The sequence below is a fragment of the Clostridium saccharobutylicum DSM 13864 genome (assembly GCF_000473995.1).
GTDB classification, from domain to species: domain Bacteria; phylum Bacillota; class Clostridia; order Clostridiales; family Clostridiaceae; genus Clostridium; species Clostridium saccharobutylicum.
The window spans coordinates 2,553,414-2,578,004 of sequence record NC_022571.1; the positions used below are offsets into that span (position 1 = coordinate 2,553,414).

General features: G+C 29.0%; 19 protein-coding genes, 2 pseudogenes, 2 riboswitches and 1 other annotated feature. Of the genes and pseudogenes, 3 read left to right on the plus strand and 18 right to left on the minus strand.

Translation table 11 applies throughout. The features are described 5' to 3' along the window. Positions 1-132 precede the first annotated feature (132 nt). The 4 genes from miaA to CLSA_RS10900 all read right to left on the minus strand — a co-directional run bounded on the left by miaA (position 133) and on the right by CLSA_RS10900 (position 4,842). Positions 133-1,062, minus strand: coding sequence for a tRNA (adenosine(37)-N6)-dimethylallyltransferase MiaA (miaA, locus tag CLSA_RS10885; RefSeq protein ID WP_022746379.1), 930 nt, complete (start codon positions 1,060-1,062; stop codon positions 133-135). Between the two features lie 18 nt (positions 1,063-1,080). Further along, complete coding sequence (gene mutL, locus CLSA_RS10890; RefSeq protein WP_041716240.1) at positions 1,081-3,261, minus strand: DNA mismatch repair endonuclease MutL; 2,181 nt, start codon at positions 3,259-3,261, stop codon at positions 1,081-1,083. A 299-nt stretch (positions 3,262-3,560) separates the two neighbouring features. After that, positions 3,561-4,046 carry an MFS transporter gene (locus CLSA_RS10895; protein ID WP_041716241.1) on the minus strand — a complete coding sequence of 162 codons (486 nt, stop codon included), beginning with the start codon at positions 4,044-4,046 and terminating at the stop codon, positions 3,561-3,563. Continuing rightward, positions 3,982-4,842, minus strand: coding sequence for an MFS transporter (locus tag CLSA_RS10900; RefSeq protein ID WP_041716242.1), 861 nt, complete (start codon positions 4,840-4,842; stop codon positions 3,982-3,984). The genes CLSA_RS10895 and CLSA_RS10900 overlap by 65 nt, the downstream gene beginning before the upstream one ends. A 98-nt stretch (positions 4,843-4,940) precedes the next feature. Between CLSA_RS10900 and CLSA_RS23975 the strand changes: the two genes are divergently transcribed. Together CLSA_RS23975 and CLSA_RS23980 are read left to right on the plus strand one after the other, a co-directional pair. Beyond that, the gene (locus CLSA_RS23975) at positions 4,941-5,312 is read left to right on the plus strand and encodes a LysR family transcriptional regulator (protein WP_236903232.1); all 372 of its coding nucleotides are present in this window, start codon (positions 4,941-4,943) and stop codon (positions 5,310-5,312) included. Continuing rightward, positions 5,263-5,832: a LysR substrate-binding domain-containing protein gene (locus CLSA_RS23980; protein WP_236907516.1), complete on the plus strand. Its 570-nt coding sequence runs from the start codon at positions 5,263-5,265 to the stop codon at positions 5,830-5,832. Before CLSA_RS23975 ends, CLSA_RS23980 begins: the two co-directional genes overlap by 50 nt. Here CLSA_RS23980 and CLSA_RS10910 read toward each other — a convergent pair. The 12 genes and pseudogenes from CLSA_RS10910 to mutS form a co-directional block, all read right to left on the minus strand. Next, positions 5,816-6,343 (minus strand): hypothetical protein, encoded by a 528-nt coding sequence (locus CLSA_RS10910; RefSeq protein WP_022746381.1) that lies wholly within the window; start codon positions 6,341-6,343, stop codon positions 5,816-5,818. The two genes, CLSA_RS23980 and CLSA_RS10910, sit on opposite strands and share 17 nt — an antisense overlap. After that, positions 6,340-7,428, minus strand: a complete 1,089-nt coding sequence (locus tag CLSA_RS10915; RefSeq protein ID WP_022746382.1) for an AMP-binding protein — start codon at positions 7,426-7,428, stop codon at positions 6,340-6,342. The genes CLSA_RS10910 and CLSA_RS10915 overlap by 4 nt, the downstream gene beginning before the upstream one ends. A gap of 44 nt (positions 7,429-7,472) precedes the next feature. Continuing rightward, positions 7,473-7,982 (minus strand): AMP-binding protein, encoded by a 510-nt coding sequence (locus tag CLSA_RS23985; protein ID WP_022746383.1) that lies wholly within the window; start codon positions 7,980-7,982, stop codon positions 7,473-7,475. Positions 7,983-8,020: 38 nt separating this feature from the next. Continuing rightward, positions 8,021-9,037, minus strand: a complete 1,017-nt coding sequence (locus tag CLSA_RS10920) for an electron transfer flavoprotein subunit alpha/FixB family protein (protein WP_022746384.1) — start codon at positions 9,035-9,037, stop codon at positions 8,021-8,023. A 15-nt stretch (positions 9,038-9,052) separates the two neighbouring features. Continuing rightward, positions 9,053-9,841, minus strand: a complete 789-nt coding sequence (locus CLSA_RS10925; RefSeq protein WP_022746385.1) for an electron transfer flavoprotein subunit beta/FixA family protein — start codon at positions 9,839-9,841, stop codon at positions 9,053-9,055. 12 nt (positions 9,842-9,853) lie between these two features. After that, positions 9,854-10,996, minus strand: a complete 1,143-nt coding sequence (locus tag CLSA_RS10930) for an acyl-CoA dehydrogenase family protein (protein ID WP_022746386.1) — start codon at positions 10,994-10,996, stop codon at positions 9,854-9,856. A gap of 67 nt (positions 10,997-11,063) precedes the next feature. After that, positions 11,064-12,284 carry a CaiB/BaiF CoA transferase family protein gene (locus CLSA_RS10935; protein ID WP_022746387.1) on the minus strand — a complete coding sequence of 407 codons (1,221 nt, stop codon included), beginning with the start codon at positions 12,282-12,284 and terminating at the stop codon, positions 11,064-11,066. Positions 12,285-12,375: 91 nt separating this feature from the next. Continuing rightward, entirely contained in the window at positions 12,376-13,542 is a 1,167-nt protein-coding gene (locus CLSA_RS10940; protein ID WP_022746388.1) for an acyl-CoA dehydrogenase family protein, read from the minus strand. Positions 13,543-13,943: 401 nt separating this feature from the next. Continuing rightward, positions 13,944-14,936: an adenosine deaminase gene (add, locus tag CLSA_RS10945; RefSeq protein WP_022746389.1), complete on the minus strand. Its 993-nt coding sequence runs from the start codon at positions 14,934-14,936 to the stop codon at positions 13,944-13,946. 78 nt (positions 14,937-15,014) lie between these two features. Next, a riboswitch (purine riboswitch) is annotated at positions 15,015-15,114 on the minus strand. A 291-nt stretch (positions 15,115-15,405) separates the two neighbouring features. Next, on the minus strand, positions 15,406-16,695 hold the full coding sequence (locus CLSA_RS10950; protein WP_022746390.1) for an NCS2 family permease: 1,290 nt from the start codon (positions 16,693-16,695) through the stop codon (positions 15,406-15,408). A gap of 219 nt (positions 16,696-16,914) precedes the next feature. Next, positions 16,915-17,016: riboswitch (purine riboswitch) on the minus strand. Between the two features lie 806 nt (positions 17,017-17,822). After that, positions 17,823-18,896 carry an iron-containing alcohol dehydrogenase family protein gene (locus CLSA_RS10955; RefSeq protein ID WP_022746391.1) on the minus strand — a complete coding sequence of 358 codons (1,074 nt, stop codon included), beginning with the start codon at positions 18,894-18,896 and terminating at the stop codon, positions 17,823-17,825. Positions 18,897-18,960: 64 nt separating this feature from the next. Next, positions 18,961-19,219: a binding site (T-box leader), on the minus strand. A 396-nt stretch (positions 19,220-19,615) separates the two neighbouring features. Next, positions 19,616-22,132 (minus strand): annotated as a pseudogene (gene mutS, locus CLSA_RS10960) (DNA mismatch repair protein MutS); the annotation flags it as partial. A gap of 303 nt (positions 22,133-22,435) precedes the next feature. Between mutS and CLSA_RS10965 the strand changes: the two are divergent. Next, positions 22,436-23,035, plus strand: a complete 600-nt coding sequence (locus CLSA_RS10965; RefSeq protein ID WP_022746393.1) for a 5' nucleotidase, NT5C type — start codon at positions 22,436-22,438, stop codon at positions 23,033-23,035. Positions 23,036-23,904: 869 nt separating this feature from the next. On the opposite strand, the gene CLSA_RS23990 is transcribed toward CLSA_RS10965, so the two are convergent. Continuing rightward, positions 23,905-24,030 (minus strand): hypothetical protein, encoded by a 126-nt coding sequence (locus tag CLSA_RS23990; RefSeq protein ID WP_207714510.1) that lies wholly within the window; start codon positions 24,028-24,030, stop codon positions 23,905-23,907. A gap of 368 nt (positions 24,031-24,398) precedes the next feature. Continuing rightward, positions 24,399-24,539, minus strand: a pseudogene (locus CLSA_RS22515) (dTDP-4-dehydrorhamnose 3,5-epimerase family protein); the annotation flags it as partial. Between the last annotated feature and the right edge of the window lie 52 nt (positions 24,540-24,591).

Here is a 24,591-nt window from a genome sequence, read left to right on the forward strand (position 1 = left end):
TTATCAGACAAGGAGGTAAATCGCCATCATAGCTGGCCTATTACGGCAATTTGCCGACGTAGTATAATGAAAAATAAGCAAGCAAATGGACTTGTTATTTTTTGAATGTGCCTTATATTACATATTATAACTCTACTTTATTCCAATGTCATTAAGAACTTTATTTACTATATCTTCATCACTCATTACATCTTTGTCTAAAAATATACAACGCTTATCCCTTCTAAACCATGTTAGTTGACGCTTTGCATAATTTCTCGAGCCTTGTTTTATCATATCAATTGCTTCTTCTAATGATATTTTGTCTTCTAAATAATATAAAATCTCCTTATATCCTATCCCCTGCATAGATTGCATATTTGAAGTATAACCCATTTGTTTAAGCTTTATGCACTCATCTAATAAGCCATTTTTAAACATAATATCTACTCTTTTATTAATTCGATCATACAATCTTTGTCTATCCATAGTTAGAACATAATAATATACATCATAATCGCTTTTATAGAAGTCATCTCCTGCATCATAAGAACTAAATGGTTTACCCGTAAGTTTAAACACTTCTAAAGCTCTAATAACCCTTTTTCTATTGTTTTTATGTATTTCCTTATAACTTATAGGATCACATTCTTTAAGCATTTCATGTATATAGTCATTTCCATTTTCTATAGCTAAATGCTCTAATAAATCTCTATATTCATCATCTTTTTCAGCTTCTGTAAAAGTCATGTTACAAGTTAATGAATTAATATAAAGTCCTGTCCCTCCAGCTATTATAGGAAATTTGTTTCTACTTATGATATCACTTAAAGCTTTGTCTCCATATTCTTTAAAATCAGCTACTGAAAATGGGACATCTGGGGAGATAACATCTATTAAATGATGCTTAATTCCTTTCATCTCCTCTTTTGTTACTTTTGCAGACCCGATATCCATATATTTATATATTTGCATAGAATCAGCTGAAATAATTTCTCCATTTAGCTCTTTTGCAATTCTTATAGAGAGTTCAGTTTTCCCTACTGCAGTAGGTCCTCCAAGTACTAATAATTTTTGTTTCATAGTCTCATTCCTTTTTGATTAAATTATTCTTTTAAACTTTTTATCTATATCTACACTTGTGAATTTAATTATTACAGGCCTTCCATGTGGGCAATGGAAAGGATCATCAATATAACGTAATTCCTCTACAAGCTTAACCATTTCATTTAATTCTAGCTTATCATTCCCTTTTATTGCAGCTTTACATGCTTTAGTTGCTATTGCATTATGTTTAACTTCTGTTGTCTTACCATTACCCAAATTCTTAAGATTATCAAGTATTTCTAAAAATAATTTTTTAGGATTAAGCTTTCCTAAAAAATATGGAACTTCCTTTAATGCCAAAGATGTTCCTCCAAATTCTTCAAGAACAAATCCGGCTTGCTTAAATACTTCTTTGTTTTCTTCAAAGTAAGAATAATCATCTATTGTTAAATCTATAATACTTGGAACCATAAGCGGTTGAATTACAATATCTCCATTTTCAATATCATTTAAATATTTCTCAAAATAAATTTTTTCATGGGCTGCATGTTGGTCTATCATATATAAAGTACCATCATATTCGCCTAATATATAAGTTTTGTTATATTGACCTATTATAGTCATTGGAGGGAATTTAGCTGTTCGTTTTATAGTATGTTTTTCATTCTGATTATCAAAAGCTATTTCCTCGTCTATTCCATTATTTACACTAGTAAATTCATCTTTATTATTAAGCTCTATATAATGATTTTTTTTAAAGACTTCATCTTGTAAAAAATTAACAGAATTAGTGATAGCCTCATCGAATGAACTTTTTTTGTCGTCAGAACATTTGTTCGAGTCACTATTTTTATAAATTTCTTTTGTCATGGTTTCTGAATTTTTATTATCTATATTTAAATGATTATGATTAGAATATTCGTTAACTAAATCTTCATTTATACTATTAGACTTTAAATCTAAAGGGATGCTAACCTCTGTTACAGTTAAATTATCTAAATTAATTGAATCGTTCTTGTGTACATTTAGTGAAGTATCGTCTATAGGCAATGTTTTCACATTATTAGAAACTATATCATTGTTTATAGTAAGTACCTTACCACTTTCAATAACTTCTTTTACTGCATTATTTGCAAGTTTAACTTTTTCCTCTTCTTCTTTGATTTTAAATGTGATTTCTTCAAAAGTAGGTATATTACTTTGTTTAATGTTTTGTTCCTCTTCCTTTATAGCAAATGTGTCAAAAACTTCATTTTTTAGTGAGGTATGTACTGCGCCAAAAATCTTTTTAAATATCATTCTTTCATCGTTAAACTTTACTTCTGCTTTAGTTGGATGTATGTTTACGTCCACATATTCAGGATAAATCTCTATAAACAATACAAAAAAAGGAAACTTATTAACAGTAGAAAAAGATTTAAAAGCTTGCTCTACTGCTACTGCAAGACTACGATTTTTTATATATCTCTTATTTACAAAGATGCTTTGATTATTTCTAGAACCTCTAGCAATATCTTCTTTTCCTACATATCCGTAAATTGTAACTAAGTCCGATGTATCCTCATAATAAATTATATTATCAGTTATGTTTTTGCCATAAACGGTTCTAATAGTGTCTTTAAGATCTCCATTTCCGAAAGTGTGAAGAACTTTTTTGTGATTATTATATAATTTAAAACTTATCGAAGGATTAGCTAGTGCAATTCTAGTTATTATATCCGTAATTAAAGAGCCTTCTTTGGAAACTGATTTCAAAAATTTCTTTCTTGCTGGTACATTAAAAAACAAGTCATGAACTTCAATAATAGTGCCTTTATTAATACCACATTCAGTTACTTCTGAGAACTTTCCACCCTCAATTTCAATTTCATATCCATACTTTTCATCTTCTTGTTTTGATTTTAAATTAACTTTAGCTACTGATGCTATAGAGGGAAGTGCTTCCCCTCTAAATCCTAATGTGTTTATATTATAAATATCTTCTGATTCCTTAATTTTACTAGTAGCATGAGGAAGAAACGCTTTGGATATATCATCTTTATAAATTCCATCTCCATCATCAACAATTCTAATTAGAGATGTTCCACCTTCTTCTATTTCAATCAGTATATTCTTTGAATTTGCATCAATTGAATTTTCTACTAATTCTTTAACTACCGAAGATGGTCTTTCAACAACTTCTCCAGCTGCAATTTTATTAGCTGTATCTTCATTTAAAATATTAATTCTTTTCAAACCCAAGTCCTCCTCCTCTCGTTTTAGGTATATAAAAATATTTTACAAAGAATATTAACATGTTGTTTTTATATGTATTGTAATAAAAAAGAATTGAATAACTCCAACTATATTTTTATTTTGCTATTCTTTCAAATGTATTATATCTAATTTACATGAGAATAACAATTTAAATTACAATTAGACACATTCAATTCTTAATTTGATCTGTTCTTTTTAATATTCTTAGTATTTATTTAAACATTTACTATAAAACAATAAATACTATACTTCTTTAAAATATTTTAACTTCTTTTAGATTATTCTTTGTGTTTTACTGGATCGAGTTTTGCTAATATAGCAAAAATAGAACCTAAAATACATATACCTGCACATATCCATAGTGCATAACCATATGCAACTGCATTACTAGCACCAGCTTTTAATCCAGCATCAACGACAAAGCCAGTTATAGTTGGTGCAAGTATTCCTGAAATAGATCCTAAAATTCCCGCAATACCGGAATAAACACCTGCAAGTGTTGGACAAATAGATGGTGCTACTGAAAAATATCCACTCATAGTCAAACAAAGAAATCCATAAGATAATGATACAGATGCAATAACAAGTGTTGGATTAGTAAAATTAGCACCTAGGAAAATAAGAACTGCAGCTCCAATCATACCAACTATCTGTACTAATTTACGTCCTATTTTATCTCCAAATTTATTAGAAGCTGCATCAGAAACAAAACCACCTATAAAATAAGTAAAGAAACCTACAATAAAAGGAGTGGCCTCCTGCACTTATTTTCATACCACGTCCAATAGCAAAATAATTTGGAAGCCATGTAGTACAGAAGAAATACATATAAGTTGCACATGCATAAGATAAACACATTAACCATACAGAAGAACTTCTCAAAACATCAGATTTGGTGATATTTGAATTTGTTATTAATAACTGCTTTTGTTGTTTTTGAGCAATATAATCAAGTTCTGCTTTATTAACTTTTTTATGATCCGAAGGATTTGATTTACCAACTAATGCCCAAATAATACACCATATTGGGAAGAATACTGCATATAAATAAAATAACTTTTTCCACCCAATAATAGGCAATAAAGCTGCTGCTACATACATATTAATTGCTGAACCTAATGGGCATCCTGCTTGTACTAATCCACATGCAATTCCAGATTCTTTTTTGGGAATCCATCTTCCTAAGTTTGACATTGCACCAGGAACAATACATCCTTGTGCAACACCTTCAAGAGCACGAATAAAAATCATAGATCCAATAGAAATCCCAATAATAGGTGTTAATAATGTAAATAACCCTGAAAGCAACAAACTAACAATAAGTACCTTAGTAGCGCCATACTTATCAGCAATAGCACCAGATGGTATCATAGTAATCATATATCCAATAAAAAATGCAGTAGAAGCATATCCAAACTGTGTAGAGCTCCATCCATATTGCTGCATAATATCAGATCCAGATACAGAAAATACGGTTCTACCTAGAAACATTACCATATAAGAAAGTGCCAATACAACAGCTACTGCCCATCGTATATTGGTTTTTTTTATATTAGTCATAAAAAATCCTCCTAAAATTATTCTTTATACTTATGGAAAATATATACAATTAATGTTAAAATATATATTGTTTAACATAGTTTACATGGAGGTGTCCCATGAATTTAAATCAATTGTACTACTTTAAAAAATTGGCTCAATTACAGCATTTTACTCAAGCGGCCAAAGAATTATATATAACCCAACCAACTTTAAGTGGTTCTATTTCTTCTTTAGAAGAAGAACTTGGAGTTGAACTATTCCGTAAAGATGGACGAAACATGAAATTAACAAAATACGGAACAGACTTCTATAAGTACGTCAGTACAGCTATAAATGAACTTGAAAAAGGAATTGAAGTAACCAAAGAAAAATGTGGCGCTTTAGCAGGAGTGATTGATATAGGATGTGTTCCCACACTTTTGTGGAGATTTTCTACCTATGGTAATCAAGAGATACTTAAAAACTGTAAATTCCAAAACCAAATTTAATATTTTTACTGGTATGACTTTAGAAATTATAGAAGGTATAAAATCTGATAAATATGATATCGGTTTCTGCTCTCTTTTAGAAAATGAGACTAATCTCGAATTTATTCCAATTCTGACTCAGGAATTAGTTCTTGTCGTTAATAAACAACATCCGCTAGCAAAAGAAAAACTTATCCATATTAAAGATATCCAAGGTTATTCACTAATTACCTATCGAGAAACACTACCTATTGGAAAAACTATTATGAAAATTCTAAAAGCAGATGGACTAAATGCAGATTATTCTTTTGATGACGAAGTTACTCTTGGTGGAATGGTATCTTCAATGGACGTAGTTGCTATTGCTGCTCGTACGTCTTTTTTACGTCAGTTTAATAATTTAAAGCTTATTAAACTTGATATACCGTCTAACTCACGTATTATATATATGTGTTATAGGAAAAACACTTATCACACTAGGCCTGTGGAAATATTTATAGACTATATAATGCAAATGCAAAAGCTTAAGACTTCCAATTAGAATGCATCCTTTCTAGTGAAATTTTAACTAATTCATTTTCTTTTATGTGTACATAAATTTCAAATCCCCTTTTACATAGAAATATACATTCTAGACAGGGATTTTCATCGCAGTACACATAAGCATCTTCATCAGCCAAAGCAAATATAAAGGATGCTTTTTTAGGGTTTGTTACATACTTTATTTGACCGCCTGTAAATGTCTTAAGATAAATCCATTCAACTGAAACATTTTCTTTTTTTATTTTCCAGAATACTTCTACTGCATTTTCATTATATCCTCCTGTGATTTTATAATCGATTAAAATTTCATCGGAAACTTCTGAAGGAGTCTTTTCCTGTAATTTATTCATTTTTTCATTACAACACATTGGAATAGCTTCTTTTTTTAAGCTTAAAGATTGGTAAACGCTTCTACAATGCTTGCAATAATAAAATGTTACATTAGGGCATACAACCTTGGGTTTTTTAGTTTCTTTTGATCTTCTTGGAGCAAATTCTTGTTGTTTCACACCAATTCCTCCTGCATTTTCATTCGAACTTTTAAATCTTCTAACAATATGTTTTTTTTCACTTTTCCACTATCAGTTCTTGGAATTTCTTTAATAATTTCTAATCGTTCAGGCCAATATCGTTTAGGAACTTTTTTTTGTTCCATATATTTCAAAAGCTTATTTAAATCTAAAGATTCTATTCCTTCTTTTAATACAACATAAGCACAAATTCGCTCACCAAGACGTTCGTCTGGCATTCCAATTACAGCTTCATCTTGAATAGCAGGAAATTTAGCAATATAACTCCTTATATCATTTGAATTTAGATTCTCTCCACCTCTAATTATTATATCCTTTTTTCGTCCAACAACAGCTATGTTTCCGTTTTCATCCATAACACAAAAATCTCCACTATAAAACCAACCTTCATCATCTAATGCTTTATAAGTAGAGGTTTTATCATTTATATAACCTACAAATACGTTAGGTCCCCTTGATGCTTCTTCTCCAATTGTTCCTGGCGGAACTTTTTTTCTATGCTCATCCACAATACGAACTTCTACGCCTTTCATTGCTTGTCCAGAAGTACATCCAATTAATTCTACAGCTTCATCTGGTCGTACAAATATATGAGGAACACTTTCTGTAGCTCCATAAACTTCACATAATTTAATTCCATATTCATAAGCTTTTCTAATCATATCTCTAAGAATCATAGCTCCACCACAAAGATAAAATTTCAACGAATTCAAACGCACGTTTTCTTGTTCCATGACTTTTAAGATATCATAAATAAAAGGAGTAGAACCCATTGAATAAGTACATTTTTCTGAATTCATAAGATTAATTGCTTCTTTACTCTTAAATTTACTTTGTAAAACGACTTTTGCACCCAGAAACATAGGAGCAATTATTCCATGATGAAAGCCAGTAGCATGATTTAATGGAGCTGGCATAAAAATTATATCCTCTTTTGTAAGTTCTAGTTCATTATTAAAATTACTCTCACTAAATATTATATTATTATGTGTAAGCATAACACCTTTTGTGCCTCCACAAGTTCCAGAAGTATAGAGGACAGCTGCAATATCGTTGCTGTCCACATTGGTATTATATTTTAGCGGAGAATATTTTAAAAGAATTTCGCTTAAAACATTATAGTTACCTTTTTTTCTTTAAGTTTATCAACTAATATAATAGTTTTTAATTTTTTTACATTCTTCTTAATTGATGAAATCACTTCTTCATAATTAGTGTTATGATACAATGTAGGGCAAATATAAAGTTTACTTTCAGTCTGATTTAAAAGCTTAGAAACTTCTTCTGGATTATAACACATACCAATAGGGTTAATTATAGCTCCTAACTTTATACATGCAACAGTTAGAAAAATAAATTCGCTCCATACAGGTAGCTGAAAAGATACTATATCTAATGGTTTAATTCCTATTTCCACAAAATAAGAAGCTATGGCTCCAGCTTTTTCATCCACTTCTTTATAAGTATACCTGTTTCCAATATCATCTACTATATATTCACGATTTCCATGCTTTTTTACACATTCATTCCAGTAATCTATAAGAGTTTTCTTTCCCCAATAGCCCATTTCTTCATATATTTTTTTTTGATTATCATTTATTTTTACTTCACCTAACATATTTTTTCTCCCTTATAAAAAGAATATAGCTAGAGTATTTATTCATATATATTCTTTGCCGAGCGAATTTCTTTAATAATTTCTGGAATTATTTCAAATATATCTCCTACTAGTCCATAATCTGCAACTTCAAAAATAGGTGCTGATGGGTCTTTGTTGATTGCAATTATAGTATCTGAAGAGCTCATTCCAGCTAGATGTTGTACTGCACCTGAAATTCCACAGGCAATATATATTTTGGGTGTAACAGTCTTTCCAGTCTGTCCTACTTGTTTAGATTGAGGCATCCATCCAGCATCTACAGCTGCTCTTGAAGCGCCAACAGTTCCACCTAATACATCTGCTAGTTCATTAAGTATTTTAAAGTTTTCTGCATTCTTCATTCCTCTTCCGCCAGATACGATGTATTCTGCTTCTTCTAACTTAATTCCAGATTCTTCTGTTGATTTAATAAAATCAACTACTTTTGTAAGAATATCATTTGTGTCCATTCTTATGTTTTCTTCTATAATTTGAGCATTATTATTTACATTTTTTTCTGGTTTCTTAAAAGCACCAGGTCTTACAGTCCCCATTTGTGGTCGTGTATCACTACAAAGGATTTGAGCATAAAGATTACCACCGAAAGCTGGTCTTTCCCATACAACATTTTTAGTATCTGTTTCTACACTTAAAGCAGTACAATCTGCTGTTAAGCCAGTTCTTAGACTAACTGCTATTTTAGATCCAAGCTCTCTTCCTTTGATAGTAGCACCTATCAAAATAGTATTTGGATTATATTTTTCACATAACTTTAAAAAGGCATTACCATATGCATCTGAAGAATAATTGGAATATTCCTCTCCTTGTACTACATAAATTTTATCTGCACCATAATAATTAGCTTCTTTAACTGCATTTTTTATATTATTTCCAATTACTACAGCGCATAATTTTTGATTTAAACCATCTGCTAATTTTCTTCCTTGACCAAGTAACTCAAATCCAACATCTTTTGGCTGTCCTTGAAAGCATTCAATAAATACCCACACATCTTTGTATTGTTCAAAATTCATGATTAAAAGCCTCCCTTATAACAATTTTGCTTCTAATAGTTTGCAAACTAAGTTTTTAGCTGTTTCTTTAGGATTTTTAACTTCTATTATTTCACCACTTGCCTGACGTTTTGGAGTGAAGGTTGCTTTTACTCTTGTTGGTGAACCTTTAAGTCCAATCTTTGTGATATCGGTATCTGGCATATCTGATAAATTAATTTCTTTAATTTCAGCTTTCAAAGAGTCAATTTTTCTTTTAATTGTCGCATATCTTGGCTTGTTACTTTCTTTAGTTATAGTGCAAAGAACAGGTAATTTTGCTTCAACTACTTCAATACCTTCCTCAATCTGACGCTTTACAATACATTTATCGCCTTCCATTTTAATATCCAATACATGGCTTAATCTATTAATATTTAAATGCTCTGCAATACTTGAACCAGTTTGTCTAGTATCTCCATCAATTGCTTGTTTGCCTACCAAAATAAAATCGAATGTTCCAATCTTTTGAATTGCTTTAGATAAAATGTAACTCGTTGCATAAGTATCAGATCCACCAAAAGCTCTATCTGTAATTAGATATGCTTTATCTGCTCCTAAAGAAAGAGCTTCTCTTAAGACTGCTTTTGCATTATTAGGCCCCATGGAAATTGCAGTTACTGTACCACCATATTGATCTTTTAATCTGAGTGCCTGTTCTAAAGCATTTTTATCAAATGGATTTAATATACTTGGAACTCCATTACGAATTAATGTATTCTTTACTGGATCAATTTTAATCTCTGTTGTATCTGGAACCTGTTTTATGCAAACAACTATATTCATTTTGTCTCCCCCTTACTTATATTCCTTTTCTAAAACACTAGCTATTGTCATTCTTTGAATTTGATTAGTGCCTTCAAAAATTTGGAATACCTTGCAGTCTCTCATAAGTTTTTCAACTGGATATTCCTTACTGTATCCATAGCCACCAAAAATCTGAACTGCATTAGATGTTACTTCTTGCGCACAGTCTGATACAAAAGCTTTAGTTATTGAACCTTCTTTACGAACTAAATCTCCCTTATCCATTAATTTCATTGTATTATTTACAAGAACCCTTGAAGCCTCTGTTTTAATTGCCATATCAGCCAACATTTGCTGTACCATTTGGAATTTAATCAAAGGCTTATCAAATTGTTTTCTTTCTTTTGAATATTTTACTGATTCATCTAGAGCTCTTTGCATAATACCTACTGCCAAAGTTGCTACAAATGCTCTTGATAAATTTAATGCATTTAAAGCTAGCTTAAATCCAGATCCTTCAGCTCCAATCATATTAGATGCTGGAACTCTTACATCTTGAAAAGTAACATCTGTAGTATTAGATAAACGAAGTCCCATTTTATTTTCATGTTTTCCAATTGTAATTCCAGGTGAATTTGCATCTATAATAAATGCAGAAATTCCATTATGTCCAGCTTCTTTTTGAGTTTTAAAGAAACCTACAATTAAAGAAGCTAATGCACCATTAGTAATAAAAGTTTTTGTTGCATTTAAAATATAATCCTCACCATCTTTAACAGCAGTACCTCTCATTGCAGCAGGATCAGATCCTGCATTTGGTTCTGTAAGAGCAAAACCTGCAAAATTACCTTTTCCAATAACATCTGCAAAATATTTGCCCTGTTTTTTAGTGCCTGAAAGAATTACATTTCTTAATGCAACAAATGTGGTAACAAAACTAATTGCATAACCAGCATCTACTTTTGCTAATTCCTCAAAAATCATAGCTGTAGTTTCATAGCTTAAACCAGTTCCACCGTATTCTTCAGGTATTTCAAGCATATGAAGCCCCATATCAAAAGCACATTTAAATAATTCTCTTGGACATTCACCTTTTTCGTCTGATTCCTGAACATATGGCTTAATTTCATTTTCTGCCATTTCTTTTACCATAGCAATTAGTTCCTTTTGCTCGTTTGTGTATATTAAGCTCATTAAAATTCCTCCTTCTCATTAATTTTTAATAATTGAAAATAAAATCCTAATATGTTATTTTTTAAAATTAATCAATTAGTTTTAATCCCTCTATGGCGCCCTCTTTCATGTATAGCTCAATCTCTTCAGCGCTATAATTTAACTGCTTCATAATTTCTTCAGTATGCATGCCTTGTGGTTTACAAGTTTTTAATTTAGGTTTAGGAAAAGAACCAAATAAAACTGGATTAGTAGGAATCATCCTTTCTCCAGAAGGGTAACCTACTTTTGTCAATATATTATTTGCCCATACCTGTTCATCCTTATATATATCTAATGGCTCATATCCTGCCTCACATGCTAAGTCATTTTCTTTGAGTATCTTCATTAAATCATCTCTATTAATTTTAGATATTGCATAGTCTAAAATATCTACTACTTCATGATTTAAATTATTAGCATTTACGTAAGCACACTTATTATACTTGGTGTTTCCGACCATATCTTTTCTTCCTAATAAGCTCATAATTTTATCAAAATCTCTATCATATTCTGGGCAACACATTACAACCCATTTATTATCTTTTGTTCGATAGCAATTATTAAATGGATTTGGAATTTCTTTTCTGCTCTTTGGATACTTATTTCCATATTGAGCAGAAATCATTGCAACACTTTGCATAAATACTGCTGTATGGTGAAGACTAACTGTTACCTTATCTCCTTTTCCAGTCTTTTCTCTGTTATAAAGTGCACCACAAATACCTGATAATAAGCACATTGAAACCTGAAAGTCTCCATATCCATTGCTTGGATTCATTGGTGAACCACCTTTATCTACAGTTGTCGCAAGAACTCCTCCTCTTGCCATATAACAAGTTGCGTCAAAGCCAGCGGTATCTTTTTCAGGCCCATTTTCCCCATATCCTAATACTTGGGCGAAAATAAGCTTAGGAAATTTTTCTTTTAAAGTATTATAGTCCAAACCAAGCTTAACTAATGATTTTGTTCTTGTATTAGTAACAAATACATCTGCTTGACCTAATAACTTATACGCTACCTCTAAACCATGTTTTGTCTTCAAATTTATAGTAATAAATCTCTTATTCATATTAGCTACATCAAAAGCTAAATTTTCATCATTACTATAAGGCATGTTAAATACTGAGCCCTGTTCTCTTGCTGGATCTCCTTTTTTAGATTCTATTTTAATTAATTCAGCTCCCCATTCACCCATTACTCTAACAGTAGTAGGTGCTGCTAAATAGGTAGTCAAATCTACTACTTTAATTCCTTTTAAAGGTTCCATTTTGATCCTCCCGTTCTTTGCCTATTTGTACATATAGCCCTTTGAAAAAATTCAAAAGGCTATATATTATGCTTAAACTATTTTATGTGTTTTAATCAATAACTCCGCCACTTGCGATTAATTTTCTTGAAACTGTTAATCTTTGAACTGTTCTAGGTCCTTCTTCTAACCACATTGCTCTACAGTCACGATATAATCTTTCAACTGGTCCATAAGGATTATCTTCAAAGTATCCAATACCACCAAATATCTCTAAACAGTAATCAGATACTAATTTAACAGTGTTTATGCTATGAAGTTTACACATAGCAGCTTTCATTTCGATGTCTTTACCTTCTTCGTAATCCTTTGCAAAATCATAAACCATCATTCTTAATGCATAGATCTCAGTTCCCATATCAGCAATTGTTTGTTGAATTGCTTGTCTTTTAATTAATGGCTTACCAAAGGTTACTCTATCTTTTGCTCTTGCAATTGACATTTCTAACATTCTTTGAGCCATACCAAGATTACTTACTGCAATATGAGCTCTAGATACAGATAAAGAGTGCATTGCAATTTTAAGGCCATCGCCTTCTTTACCAAGTAAATATTTCTTATTAAGTCTCATATTAGTAAATCTCAATCCAGCATGTCCAGCTCCACGGCAGCCCATCATATGAGGCATTGGAACAGTTTCATAACCTGGAGTATTAACTGGTACGAAAAATGCAGATAATCTTTTATCCTTTGGAGCAGTTGGATTAGTAACAGCTATTACATATGCAAATTCACAACAATCAGTATGTGAAATTAATGTTTTTTCACCATTAAGAATATAATCATCGCCATCTTTTACAGCCATTGTATGCAAATCTGCACCTGTGCCACCTGTTTCTTCAGTTAATGCGAAACAAGTAAATATTGTTTTATCGGCAAACTTATTCATATATTCATCTTTCAATTCTTTATTTCCAAAATCATCAAGTATTCTCCAGTTCATGTCTGCTGCATAATGAAGATGCATACGCATTCCTCCTGGACCTCTACTAAACTCTTCTTGTACTTGTAAAATTTCTAATTCATTTAATCCCCATCCGCCATATTTAACTGGTAAACAGCATCTATATAAGTTATTCTCAATCGCTAATTTAAAAAATTCCTTTGGAAACTTGTTAGTTACCTCAACTTCTTTTTGAATCTCTTCAAAAGGACCTTCTGCTAATTCTCTGATTTGTTTTAAATACGCCTTAAACTCGGTTTCATTTAATTTTGACATTTCTTTACCTCCTTGGTATTTTGTTTTATTTCCTTTTACACTTTAATTATATTTAAATCGTTAACATATTACTAATAGCTATATTTTTACGTTTGTCCCACTTTCCATAGTTTTTTCTTATGAATACCTTTTCCTATTTTGTGAATTTTCTTTATATGTACAATAGAAAAAGGAGTATCTTAAATTAAAATGTCCTTGATGTAGGTTGCATTTTAATTTAGATACTCCTTGTAATTTTGCTAGATAAATCATCAATTCTTTATATCAGCTCTTCGTTGAGATTCAAACCTATGAACTTAAAAAATCACTTATATTTCTGAATTTGCAGTAATTTATATGTCTTGATATCAATATTGAACCATATAAATTATTAACTTTACTTGTATAATAAATAAAACTAATTATATATATTTTTTCAGCTTTTCTTTTGTATTTGAGTCAGCAAAACTTGCTTCTACACTATTGTAGTAAATTTGTTTATAATCTTCAAAATCTATATGAAAAGTATCAGCTATTATATGTATCTCGTTTGTCATATTTGTATTTGATACAGTTCTATTATCAGTGTTTAAAGTTATTTTTACTTCATCTTTGTGAAAATTATATATTGGATGCTCAGAGAAGCTGTTAACTGCTTTAGTTTGTACATTACTTGTCGGACACATCTCAAGTGTAACGTTTCTTTCCTTTACAATTTTATAAGCTTCATCGCAATCTTTTATAAATACTCCATGTCCAATTCTTTCAGCATCTAAAAGCTGTACAGCATCTAATACATTCTTACCTATTCCAGTTTCACCTGCATGAATAGTAACTCTATATCCATATTGCTTAGCTAATTTAATAGGTTCTACAAATTTTTTACAAAAGCCTTCTTCCTCAGAGGCACATAAATCTACTGCAACAACACCTTTTCCAAGAAATGTTTTTCCCTTTTCTACTACTTCAAAAGCTTTATCTGCACTCATAGTTCTCATACATGATAATATTACATTTCCTTTAATATCATATTTCTCTTCAGCATCTGTAATGCCGTCTATTACACTTTGGATTATTTCTTCTACTGTTAATCCCTTTATAGTATGAAGCAATGGAGCAAATCTTACCTCCATATATTTCACATTTTCTTTAGCTGCATCTTCAAAAAGCTCAAAAGTGATTCTTCTTAAACTCTCTTTTGATTGCATTACTAGATTGGGAATGGCAAATGCTTTTAAATATTCATCAAGGGATCTACATTCTAATGGAGCTGTAATTTCTTTTTGAATATAATTAACATCTGTTGAAGGAATATCAATACATTCCTTATTTGCTATATCTATTATTGTTTCTGGTCTAAGACTTCCATCTAAATGGCAATGTAATTCTATCTTAGGTAAAGTTTTTAAGTTCATAATTTCCTCCTGTTTACTGGTATATATTCTTTTACTCTAAAATTTCAATAAAAAAATTCCCAATCACAAAGAAGACACAAATAATTGTATCTTCTTCGTAATCAGGAATTAATGGTTCCTGGTAGAGACCTCCAATCCATATTATTGGAGTTATACGAAATTCTATTTCAAAATTTTAATTATTGATATTCTATCATGTTTAATTTTTTTTTACAAATGCAAGTATTTGAATTTATTCAAAAATTAATGTTGAATTTTTATAATCAATAGGTATTTCGTTTAAATAACTATATATTTATTAGAAATCGCAATCTTTATTATAACATTTATACTTATAATAATTGTAAGAGTATCTATTATTAGTACAAAAAAATAACAAGTCAACATGCATATCTATTTTGCATAATAATTCATAATATTATACAAAATAGATATTTCATTCTTGACTTGTTATTTTAACTTGTTATATTTAAATTGCGAACAATATAACAAATGCTATTGCAATAAAATACATTGGTACAGGGATATCTTTTGATTTTCCTGTAAATAATTTCATTAATACAAACGATACAAATCCAAATGCTAAACCATCTGTAATTGAATATGTTAAAAGTGTTAATATTAATGTTAAAAATACAGGCATTCCTTCAGTAAAATCTGAGAAATCAATTTTTGTTATTGGTTCCATCATTACTACACCTAAAACTATTAGAACTGGAGCTGTAGCAAACATTGGTATTGCCGTTAAAATTGGTGAAAAGAATAATGATAAGAAGAATAATCCAGCTATTGTTAAACCAGCTAATCCTGTTCTTCCACCTTCAGCGATACCAGCTGCTGATTCTACAAATGCTACAGGTGTAGAAGTACCTAAACATGCACCTACTGCTGATCCAATTGCATCTGCTGTTAATACTTTATCTGCATTTAAAACATTACCTTTTTCATCTAAATAACCTGCCTTTGAAGCTAAACCAATCAAAGTTCCAATACTATCAAATACATCTATAAACAACATAGAAACGATAGCTGGAATTATTCCTACAACCATTGCACCTTTAAAATCAAATTGCATGAATACTGGAGCTATTGATGGAGGCATAGATATTATTCCAGAAGGTAACTTAGCAACTCCTAATATCACTCCGATTATATAAACTGAAAACATTCCAATAACAAATGAACCTTTTATATTTTTATAATATAAAACCGAAATTATAACTACTCCTAAGCAAGTTAGTAAAACTGAAATATCTTTTAAATTTCCTAGTGTAACTAAAGTAGCTTGACTACCAACAATAATTTTAGCATCTTGAAGACCTATAAAAGATATAAAGAATCCAATACCGATACTAATTGCATATTTTAATGTTTGTGGAACACTGTCAATAATTACTTGTCTAATTTTAAATACATTAAGTAATAAAAATATAATTCCTTCAATTAATGAAGCTGCTAAAGCTGTTTGCCATGAAAATTTCATTGTTAAACAAATTGTAAATGTGAAAAATGCATTTAAACCCATACCTGGTGCCATACCAAATGGATAATTAGCAACAAGTGACATGATTACTGTACCAACAACAGAAGCTAATGCTGTTGCTGTAAATACTGCTGATACATCCATACCTGATTGACTTAGGATGCTTGGATTTACAACTAATATGTATGCCATAGTTAAAAACGTTGTTACCCCAGCTAACATCTCCGTTTTTACATTTGTTTTGTTTTTTGATAAGTGAAATAATTTTTCTAGCATATTATTCTCCGTTCTTTCTACCGATTTTTTTGATAAATTGTCCAAAATAATTCCTCCTATTTTACGAGCTACACAAATAAGAATTGCCACTCAAAAATAATATTTCTTTATAGTAGTTTGCACTAACATATAAAAAAATATAAAAGAATACAATAAGAATTTAAAGATACTTGATAATATAAAAGCCCCTTTGTAATTACAAAGGGGCTTATAAGTAAACAAATACCTATAAACACCCATAGTCAGACAATTTACGGTAGTCCGGTAGAGACACTTAGACCTTATTTCTAAGCATATACGGGTAAAATTTTCATAATTCATATATAACCTACTAATTTACTACATTCTCTAATTATACATCCCTAAGGACTTCTTATAATGCTTGTACAATGTAATATATTAAGTGTGCAATATATAGAATATAGCTCTTTTTCATATACTTAATCCTACAATATTTTGTTTTATAAATCAATAGTAATTTAATAATTTTGTGTATTTTTTTGATTTTTATAGTTTTATTGTTCGTATTTTTAATAATATTAACTATAAATCTAACTTGACTTTATAATTTAAACAAATAAAAAGCATAATTTTCCATGCATATTAATTCATCGTTATGAATAAATATGATTATTTGTAAGTATATTGTTTTATTTATATAAAAATAAAAACAATGTATTATATTGAAATATTACAATATAATTCAATATAAAGATTATATTTACATAAATTACTATTTGTTAATTTAATTACACTAATTTAAATTTATTCTTATTAATTACAAATGATAAAAACTTTGAGATAATGCTGACTTAAATTTGAATTAATAAAACAGAGGGAGAGGGTTTGAAAAAAGTATAACAATATATATAAATTTTGTTATATTTATAACATACAAGTTGATAGATAGCTGATAATTCAGTGGTAGAATCATTTGTTAATTGATAACTTCTTTTGTACGCATATGGATATTTGAAATATATACAGATTAGTTTGTAAGAAGAATTATTTGTATATTTAGACCGAATAGATAAAATTGGCTAGGAAACCTAATTGTGTATGAATAGTGTTAAAATATAGGGTTCCGTGCTTAGGAATCCTATATTTCAATATCAATATAATTACATTTATAATGCTACATTTTCTAAATCCATTATTGCATTATAAATCATTTCTGTTGTTATCTCATATGGTACATGTTTTATATCCCCTGTTTCCATTGCTTTACGTAGGATCTTATCAAGATCTTTTTCTTCTACTTCAATATGTGCTAAACATGTTGGAAGTCCAACACTCTTATTGAATTTATAAACTCTATCACGTTCTTCAAATTGTTTGTCACATGTAAGCATAACTAAAACACCATAAGAAACAACTTCACCATGAAGATGATTTTTTTCTATTTTCTCCAATGTAGTGCATCCATAATATACTGAATGAGCAAGACAACTATTGTAATCATTTATTACAAGAACTGATACAAGCCCTGTAGTAATTATTATGTTAAGAATTACTTGTTCTAATTCATCTGATACTTTGTGAAGTTTAGAATCTTCATAAGCTTTTTTACCATATTTTAAAAGTGGTTCTACGCAATTACGACTTATATCAACACCTAAAAGATTAGTATGATCTAGTTTATCACCTCTTGATGAGAATGTGCATTCATATTCTTTTGATAATGCATCTCCTATACCAGCCCAAATGAAATTACTTGGTGCTTCTGCTATTATTTTGGTATTAATAAAGCAGTGTGTTGCTGGTTTTTTAGGAAAATATAATTCTTTAAATACATGATTAGCATCATAAATCACTGTTGTTGCTGTTATAGCTGCACAATTTGAAGCTATTGTTGGAAATACGAATATTGGTTGTCCAGTTTGGTCACACATTGTTTTGCTTGTATCAAGGCTTCTTCCACCGCCAACTGCAAAGATCATATCAGCTTTTGCAACTACTGGATTTTTTTTTAGCATTTCTACATTTTCATATGATGAGTCCCCGCCAAACCATACAAAATCTACTATCTCTATATTTGAACCTTTAATGCCTTCTAAAAGTGCTTCTCTAACTTTTAGCATTGCTGTTTTACCACCAACTACCACAGCTTTCTTTCCATAAGGCTCACAAATATTAGGAATTTCTTTGTAAACATCTTCTCCTATACTATAACTTGGTAAAAATACACTGTAATTACTCATTTTTTTTGCCCCCCATAATGATTGTTTATATAATTTTTTATAAAAAAAGACTTTGTCTCAATTAATTAGAGACAAAGTCTAAAACTCTGCGTTACCACTCTACTTGTTACTTAAAAGTAACCCTTCAAAATATCTTTAGGAAAACCTATTTAATATTCGGCAATATAACGGTTGCGGCCGGTCATGCTTACACAATATAATAATACCTTCAGCTAACTACTCATGAGTGATTTTCAATTCTTTCACAAATCTTATCTCCCAACAAATGATAAGTTCTCTTACTAAATGTTATAGAATTTACTTTTCTCAATCAAAGTATTTATTGTTTAACTTGTTAATAATTATATTCTTCAATTTCCATGTTGTCAATAAATTCAAATTATGGAATTATTGTTTTATCATTCTAATTACAATTTTTTAGCTTCAGCTACTAATTTATATAAAGTATTCATAGCTTCCATAGGGTTTAATGATAATATATCAACATTACTTAATTCTTTAATCAAAGATTCCTTTTCCATAAAAGCAAAGTCAAGCTGCATATTATCCATTGAAGATTTTTCTTTTTTATTATTAGATTTTTTATGATTTTGATCATTACTTATAGTTTTATTTAAAGAATTATTTTCTTCTAATAAATCACTACTTGATATATGGCTAATTGAATGAGAAACATTAGGGTTATCTATTTCACTATGTCTGTCTTGGGATATAAATTCAGTTTTATCTTCACATACAATTTCATTTTTTACAACTTTTACAGCTTCATGTTCAATATTATCACAAGCTATTTCTTTATTATTTGTATTTGTTACCTTGTGTATATCAAAGTTATTTTCTCCTTCTAAACTCAGAAGAATTTCTTTAGCTCTATCTATTACATCCTGTGGAAGTCCAGCTAGTTTTGCTACTTCAATACCATAAGACTCATCTGCTCCACCTTCAATTATCTTTCTTAAAAAGATAACAGAATCTTTCATTTTTTTAACTGCTACAGAATAATTCTTAACTCCGTCTATTATACCTTCGAGCTTTGTTAATTCATGATAGTGCGTTGCAAATAATGTCTTACATTTTAAATTTTCATTTCCAGTTATATATTCTATAACTGACCAAGCTATTGAAAGTCCATCATAAGTTGATGTTCCTCTACCTACTTCATCTAAAAGAACAAGACTCTTATTTGTAGCATTTTTTAAAATATTAGAAACTTCCCACATTTCAACCATGAATGTAGATTTACCACCAGCTAAATCATCAGAAGCTCCAATTCTAGTAAAAACTTTATCACAAATTGAAATATTAGCAGAAGAGGCTGGTACAAATGAACCTATTTGAGCCATTAATGTTATTAAAGCAACTTGCCTCATATATGTAGATTTACCTGCCATATTAGGGCCTGTTATAAGTAATAACTCTTTATCAGTTTGATTTAATATTGTATTGTTTGATACAAATTCACCTCTGCCTATTACTTTTTCAACAACTGGATGCCTTCCCTCATTAATTTCTATTATTCCATCTTCATTTATTTGTGGTTTGACATAATCATTTTCAAGGGCAACTGATGCTAACGTTGATATTGCATCTAAAGATGATATTATTCTAGCACTCTTCTTAAGTCTTGAAATTTCTTTTTCGACTTTATCTCTTATATCAACAAATAATGAATATTCTAAGTTTATAAGCTTTTCTTCTGCACCTAGAATTTTATCTTCCATAACTTTAAGTTCTTCTGTTATATATCTTTCAGCATTAGCTAATGTCTGCTTTCTAATATATCTTCCTTCTGGAATAGAACTATAATTTGATTTTGATATTTCTATATAATAACCAAATACTTTATTGTAGCCAACCTTTAATGATTTTATTCCAGTAAATTCTCTTTCTTTATTTTCTAAAGCAGCAATCCATTCCTTACCATGAATTTTAGATTCTCTTAATTCGTCAACATCTGAATTATAGCCATCTTTAATTATATTTCCTTCTTTTATACTTAAAGATGGATCTTCTTTAATTGATGATGATAAAAGATTTCTTATATCATCTAATTCATCTAAATTTTCATAATACTCTTTTAAAAGTTCTGAATTTGCATATTTTAAAAGCTCTTTAACATTTGGAATTCTATCTAAAGATGCTTTAAGAGATAACATATCCTTAGCATTTACATTTTTATTTGAAATCTTACCAACAATTCTTTCTATATCATAGATTTCCTTTAGAGAACTTCTTAAATCTTCATTAAAGCTTATAGAATTAAAAATTTCATTAACACCATTTAATCTTTTTTCAATTTCAGATTTAATAATTAAAGGTTCATCTATCCACTTCCTAAGAGTTCTCCCCCCCATAGATGTCGCACTTTTATCCAAAACCCAAAGTAATGATCCTTTTTTACTCTTTTCTCTTATGCTTTCAGTAAGCTCTAAGTTTCTTCTTGAATTACCATCTATAGTCATATAATTGATTATTTCATATTGCTCTAATAAATTTATATTGGTTAAACTCATTTTTTGAGTTTCATATATGTATTTTAGTAATACTCTGCTGGCAAGTTCACGAGGAATATTTAATGCTGCAACTTCCATGTCAGAAAACTGATTTATAAGTTCATCTTTAGAAACTAAAAATTCATTAAAATCTTTCTTAGATATAAGTGCTGAACTAACTCCTTTTATATCTTCAATAATGGAATCGCTCATATTTATATCCAGTAATATTTCTTTAGGTGAAACTTTTGATATTTCATCAAGAAGACTAATTTTTATGTTATCAAATGAAGTAGTCTTAAATTCACCTGTACTAATATCAGATATAGCAAGACTTATCTTATCATCAACTTCGTATATAGCCATTAAATATGTATTGTCATTTTCTAAATTGCTATTACTATCTATATAAGTACCTGGAGTAACAATTTTTACAACTCCTCTTTTAACAATTCCTTTAGCTGCTTTTGGATCTTCAAGCTGCTCACAAATTGCAACTTTGTATCCTTTATTAATAAGCCTTGGAATATAAGCTGCTGCTGCATGATGTGGTATCCCACACATAGGTGCTCTTTCCTCAAGTCCACAATTTTTTCCTGTAAGAACTAATTCAAGTTCTCTTGATACAGTAATTGCATCTTCAAAAAACATTTCATAAAAATCACCTAATCTATAAAATAGAATACAATCGCTGTATTCTTCCTTAGTTTTCATGTATTCAACCATCATTGGCGTTAATGCCATAATTAATTTCCTCCTTTAATTGTAAAAGTAATTAATAATAAATGATTCAGATTGAAATTACTTTGTAATTTCTTTTATTTAGTCTTAAAAAGCCTTTGGCTTTTCTTACTTAATTATTCATCATTATTAATTATTCATTTTTCATATATCAGTTTATTTTACCACAGACATTTTGATGAATCAAAAATAGTATTTAATAAAACATAAATAACAAATTATTTATAATTAAAGCTTTATTAACCTAAAGTTAATTTAGTTTTAATAAATAAAATATATAATATTTTATAAAGGAAGGTGATAAAAATGAAAAATTTAAATATTTGTATTGATATCGATGGAACTATAACAGATCCGTATTATTGGTTAAGCTACGCAAATAGCTATTTTAATTCTAATGTATCTGAAAATCAAATTACTTCTTATAATATAGCAGAGATACTTAATGTAAAAGATATTGATTATTTAAGATTTTATGAAAAATGCAAATTTGAAATTCATAGCAAGCAAGAATTAAGAGATGATGTAAAAAAAGTGCTAAATGAATTATATAAATCTAATAATATTTATTTCGTAACTGCTAGAGATAAATCCCTAGAACTTTTAACTTTTCAATATTTAAAAAATAATGAAATCTCTTTTGACAAAGTTTTGGTATTAGGTACTTATAATAAAGTTCCAAGTGCAAATGAACTGCAATGTGATGTATTTATAGAAGATAGTTATGATAATGCAATTTCATTATCAAATGCTGGCTTTAAGGTAATATTAATAGATACAAATTATAATCGATTTCCACTAAATCATAATATTATTAGAGCATCCAATTGGAATGAAATCTTTAATATTATAAATGAAATACAAGAAAGAAAAAGTATCATTGACATATTAATTACTGGAAATTAATTGATTAAATAAATTTAATTAAGCAAGAATATCCTATGTTGTCTTAAATTTTTAAAACTAGTTATAATAGCCATTATTTAATTGCCATAATCTAAAAAACTTTTCTTAATATAACAAGCAGAATAACAAAGCATGTCAGCTTGTTCGGGAGTATAAATATTATTATCTCATCTTAAGTTGATTTTGCTAGCCTAAGTGCATCTCTCATAATCTGCTTTTATATTTTAACACTTCGTTTCTTTTTTAAGAATTCTTTGAATGAAATACTTTCCCTGAATAGCTGCACTTAGTAATTCACTAGGTGGATTAATCCATTGACCTGTAAGAACAATATTATCCATCCATTATGCAACCTTTATGTCCTTACAATCAAGTATAATGTCTCAATTTATTACATCAATAGTACTATCAACTGAAAATGTAATTTAAAACATACCATAGACAGGATATTCATGTGTATTTTCATACATACCTTTAAGAAACGGATGTATATATAATTTGTTAAGTAAATATTCAAACGTATAATCTATATTACAAAGACAAATCATATTTTAGTATATTTAATGTTATATGTGTCAATATTTATAATGAATTCTTAAATTTATTATATGAGGTGATTCTATGATATATAGACATATAAGAAAAGGCTTATTTAGTCTTTTATTTTTTGTTGGTGTAACATTATTAATATTGCAATAAAACAACATAACATATGAGAGTTTATTTCTATATAATTGTTTTCTTTACTACTAACTCATTCATCATTTATCAAATTTTCAAAAACATTATTTTCACTTTTAATAAAATCAAACACTATTCACCTCTTTGAAACAACTTATATTATTTGAAGATTATCTTCTATTGAACCACTATATAACAGGGCTTTGTCGTAACATAACTATATTGCGACGTAACTTCATAGTATCCATTTTAGAAATATCTTGATTATTATAAAGAATTGTTCCTTTATCCGCAACATTTAAACGATTTAACATATCAAGTAGTGTTGTTTTCCCATTATAATGAAGAAACTACAATTTAGGTAATAGGCTTAGTAATCCTTAGAATATGAATCTCTAATATATCTTTAAATTTTTTTTTACTTAAAACAACTATTTTTCACTTCCTTGTATAATATTAAATCTTTTGCTAGTAAATAATAAAAAGTCTTATAGTTAATAAATACTCAATAATCTATCAACTATCTCATATTTCGCTGAATTCTATAAATTACATCGAAATATTTTTTCTTTATTTGAAATATGAAATAATGAGGATATGCATTTAAACTATTTCATGAGAAATTTTCGTATTATTCCTAATAAAATAATATTAATTTTTTAGTTTACGACATTGGGTCACGACCTCTTAATACACCCTTACTAGACTTAGATTCATTATCTTGAACAAAAGTCATGTTAAGTCCAGCTACTGACAAATGTTCTTTATTGTATATTTCTACGAAATAGCCTCACTCATCTCTAAAAATCTTAGGTTCTATTATATCTGCACTAGTTTTGTTTTACTAAAAGTAATAATATTTGTAACTATTTTAT

What these genes read in the sequence shown, in the direction of transcription:
- miaA (WP_022746379.1), bottom strand. Translation starts at nt 1,062, where the DNA reads ATGAAACAAAAATTATTAGTACTTGGAGGACCTACTGCAGTAGGGAAA.
- CLSA_RS10900 (WP_041716242.1), bottom strand. Translation starts at nt 4,842, where the DNA reads ATGACTAATATAAAAAAAACCAATATACGATGGGCAGTAGCTGTTGTA.
- CLSA_RS23975 (WP_236903232.1), top strand. Translation starts at nt 4,941, where the DNA reads ATGAATTTAAATCAATTGTACTACTTTAAAAAATTGGCTCAATTACAG.
- CLSA_RS23980 (WP_236907516.1), top strand. Translation starts at nt 5,263, where the DNA reads ATGGTAATCAAGAGATACTTAAAAACTGTAAATTCCAAAACCAAATTT.
- CLSA_RS23985 (WP_022746383.1), bottom strand. Translation starts at nt 7,982, where the DNA reads ATGTTAGGTGAAGTAAAAATAAATGATAATCAAAAAAAAATATATGAA.
- CLSA_RS10920 (WP_022746384.1), bottom strand. Translation starts at nt 9,037, where the DNA reads ATGAATTTTGAACAATACAAAGATGTGTGGGTATTTATTGAATGCTTT.
- CLSA_RS10925 (WP_022746385.1), bottom strand. Translation starts at nt 9,841, where the DNA reads ATGAATATAGTTGTTTGCATAAAACAGGTTCCAGATACAACAGAGATT.
- CLSA_RS10930 (WP_022746386.1), bottom strand. Translation starts at nt 10,996, where the DNA reads ATGAGCTTAATATACACAAACGAGCAAAAGGAACTAATTGCTATGGTA.
- CLSA_RS10935 (WP_022746387.1), bottom strand. Translation starts at nt 12,284, where the DNA reads ATGGAACCTTTAAAAGGAATTAAAGTAGTAGATTTGACTACCTATTTA.
- CLSA_RS10940 (WP_022746388.1), bottom strand. Translation starts at nt 13,542, where the DNA reads ATGTCAAAATTAAATGAAACCGAGTTTAAGGCGTATTTAAAACAAATC.
- add (WP_022746389.1), bottom strand. Translation starts at nt 14,936, where the DNA reads ATGAACTTAAAAACTTTACCTAAGATAGAATTACATTGCCATTTAGAT.
- CLSA_RS10950 (WP_022746390.1), bottom strand. Translation starts at nt 16,695, where the DNA reads ATGCTAGAAAAATTATTTCACTTATCAAAAAACAAAACAAATGTAAAA.
- CLSA_RS10955 (WP_022746391.1), bottom strand. Translation starts at nt 18,896, where the DNA reads ATGAGTAATTACAGTGTATTTTTACCAAGTTATAGTATAGGAGAAGAT.
- CLSA_RS10965 (WP_022746393.1), top strand. Translation starts at nt 22,436, where the DNA reads ATGAAAAATTTAAATATTTGTATTGATATCGATGGAACTATAACAGAT.
- CLSA_RS23990 (WP_207714510.1), bottom strand. Translation starts at nt 24,030, where the DNA reads ATGTTAAATCGTTTAAATGTTGCGGATAAAGGAACAATTCTTTATAAT.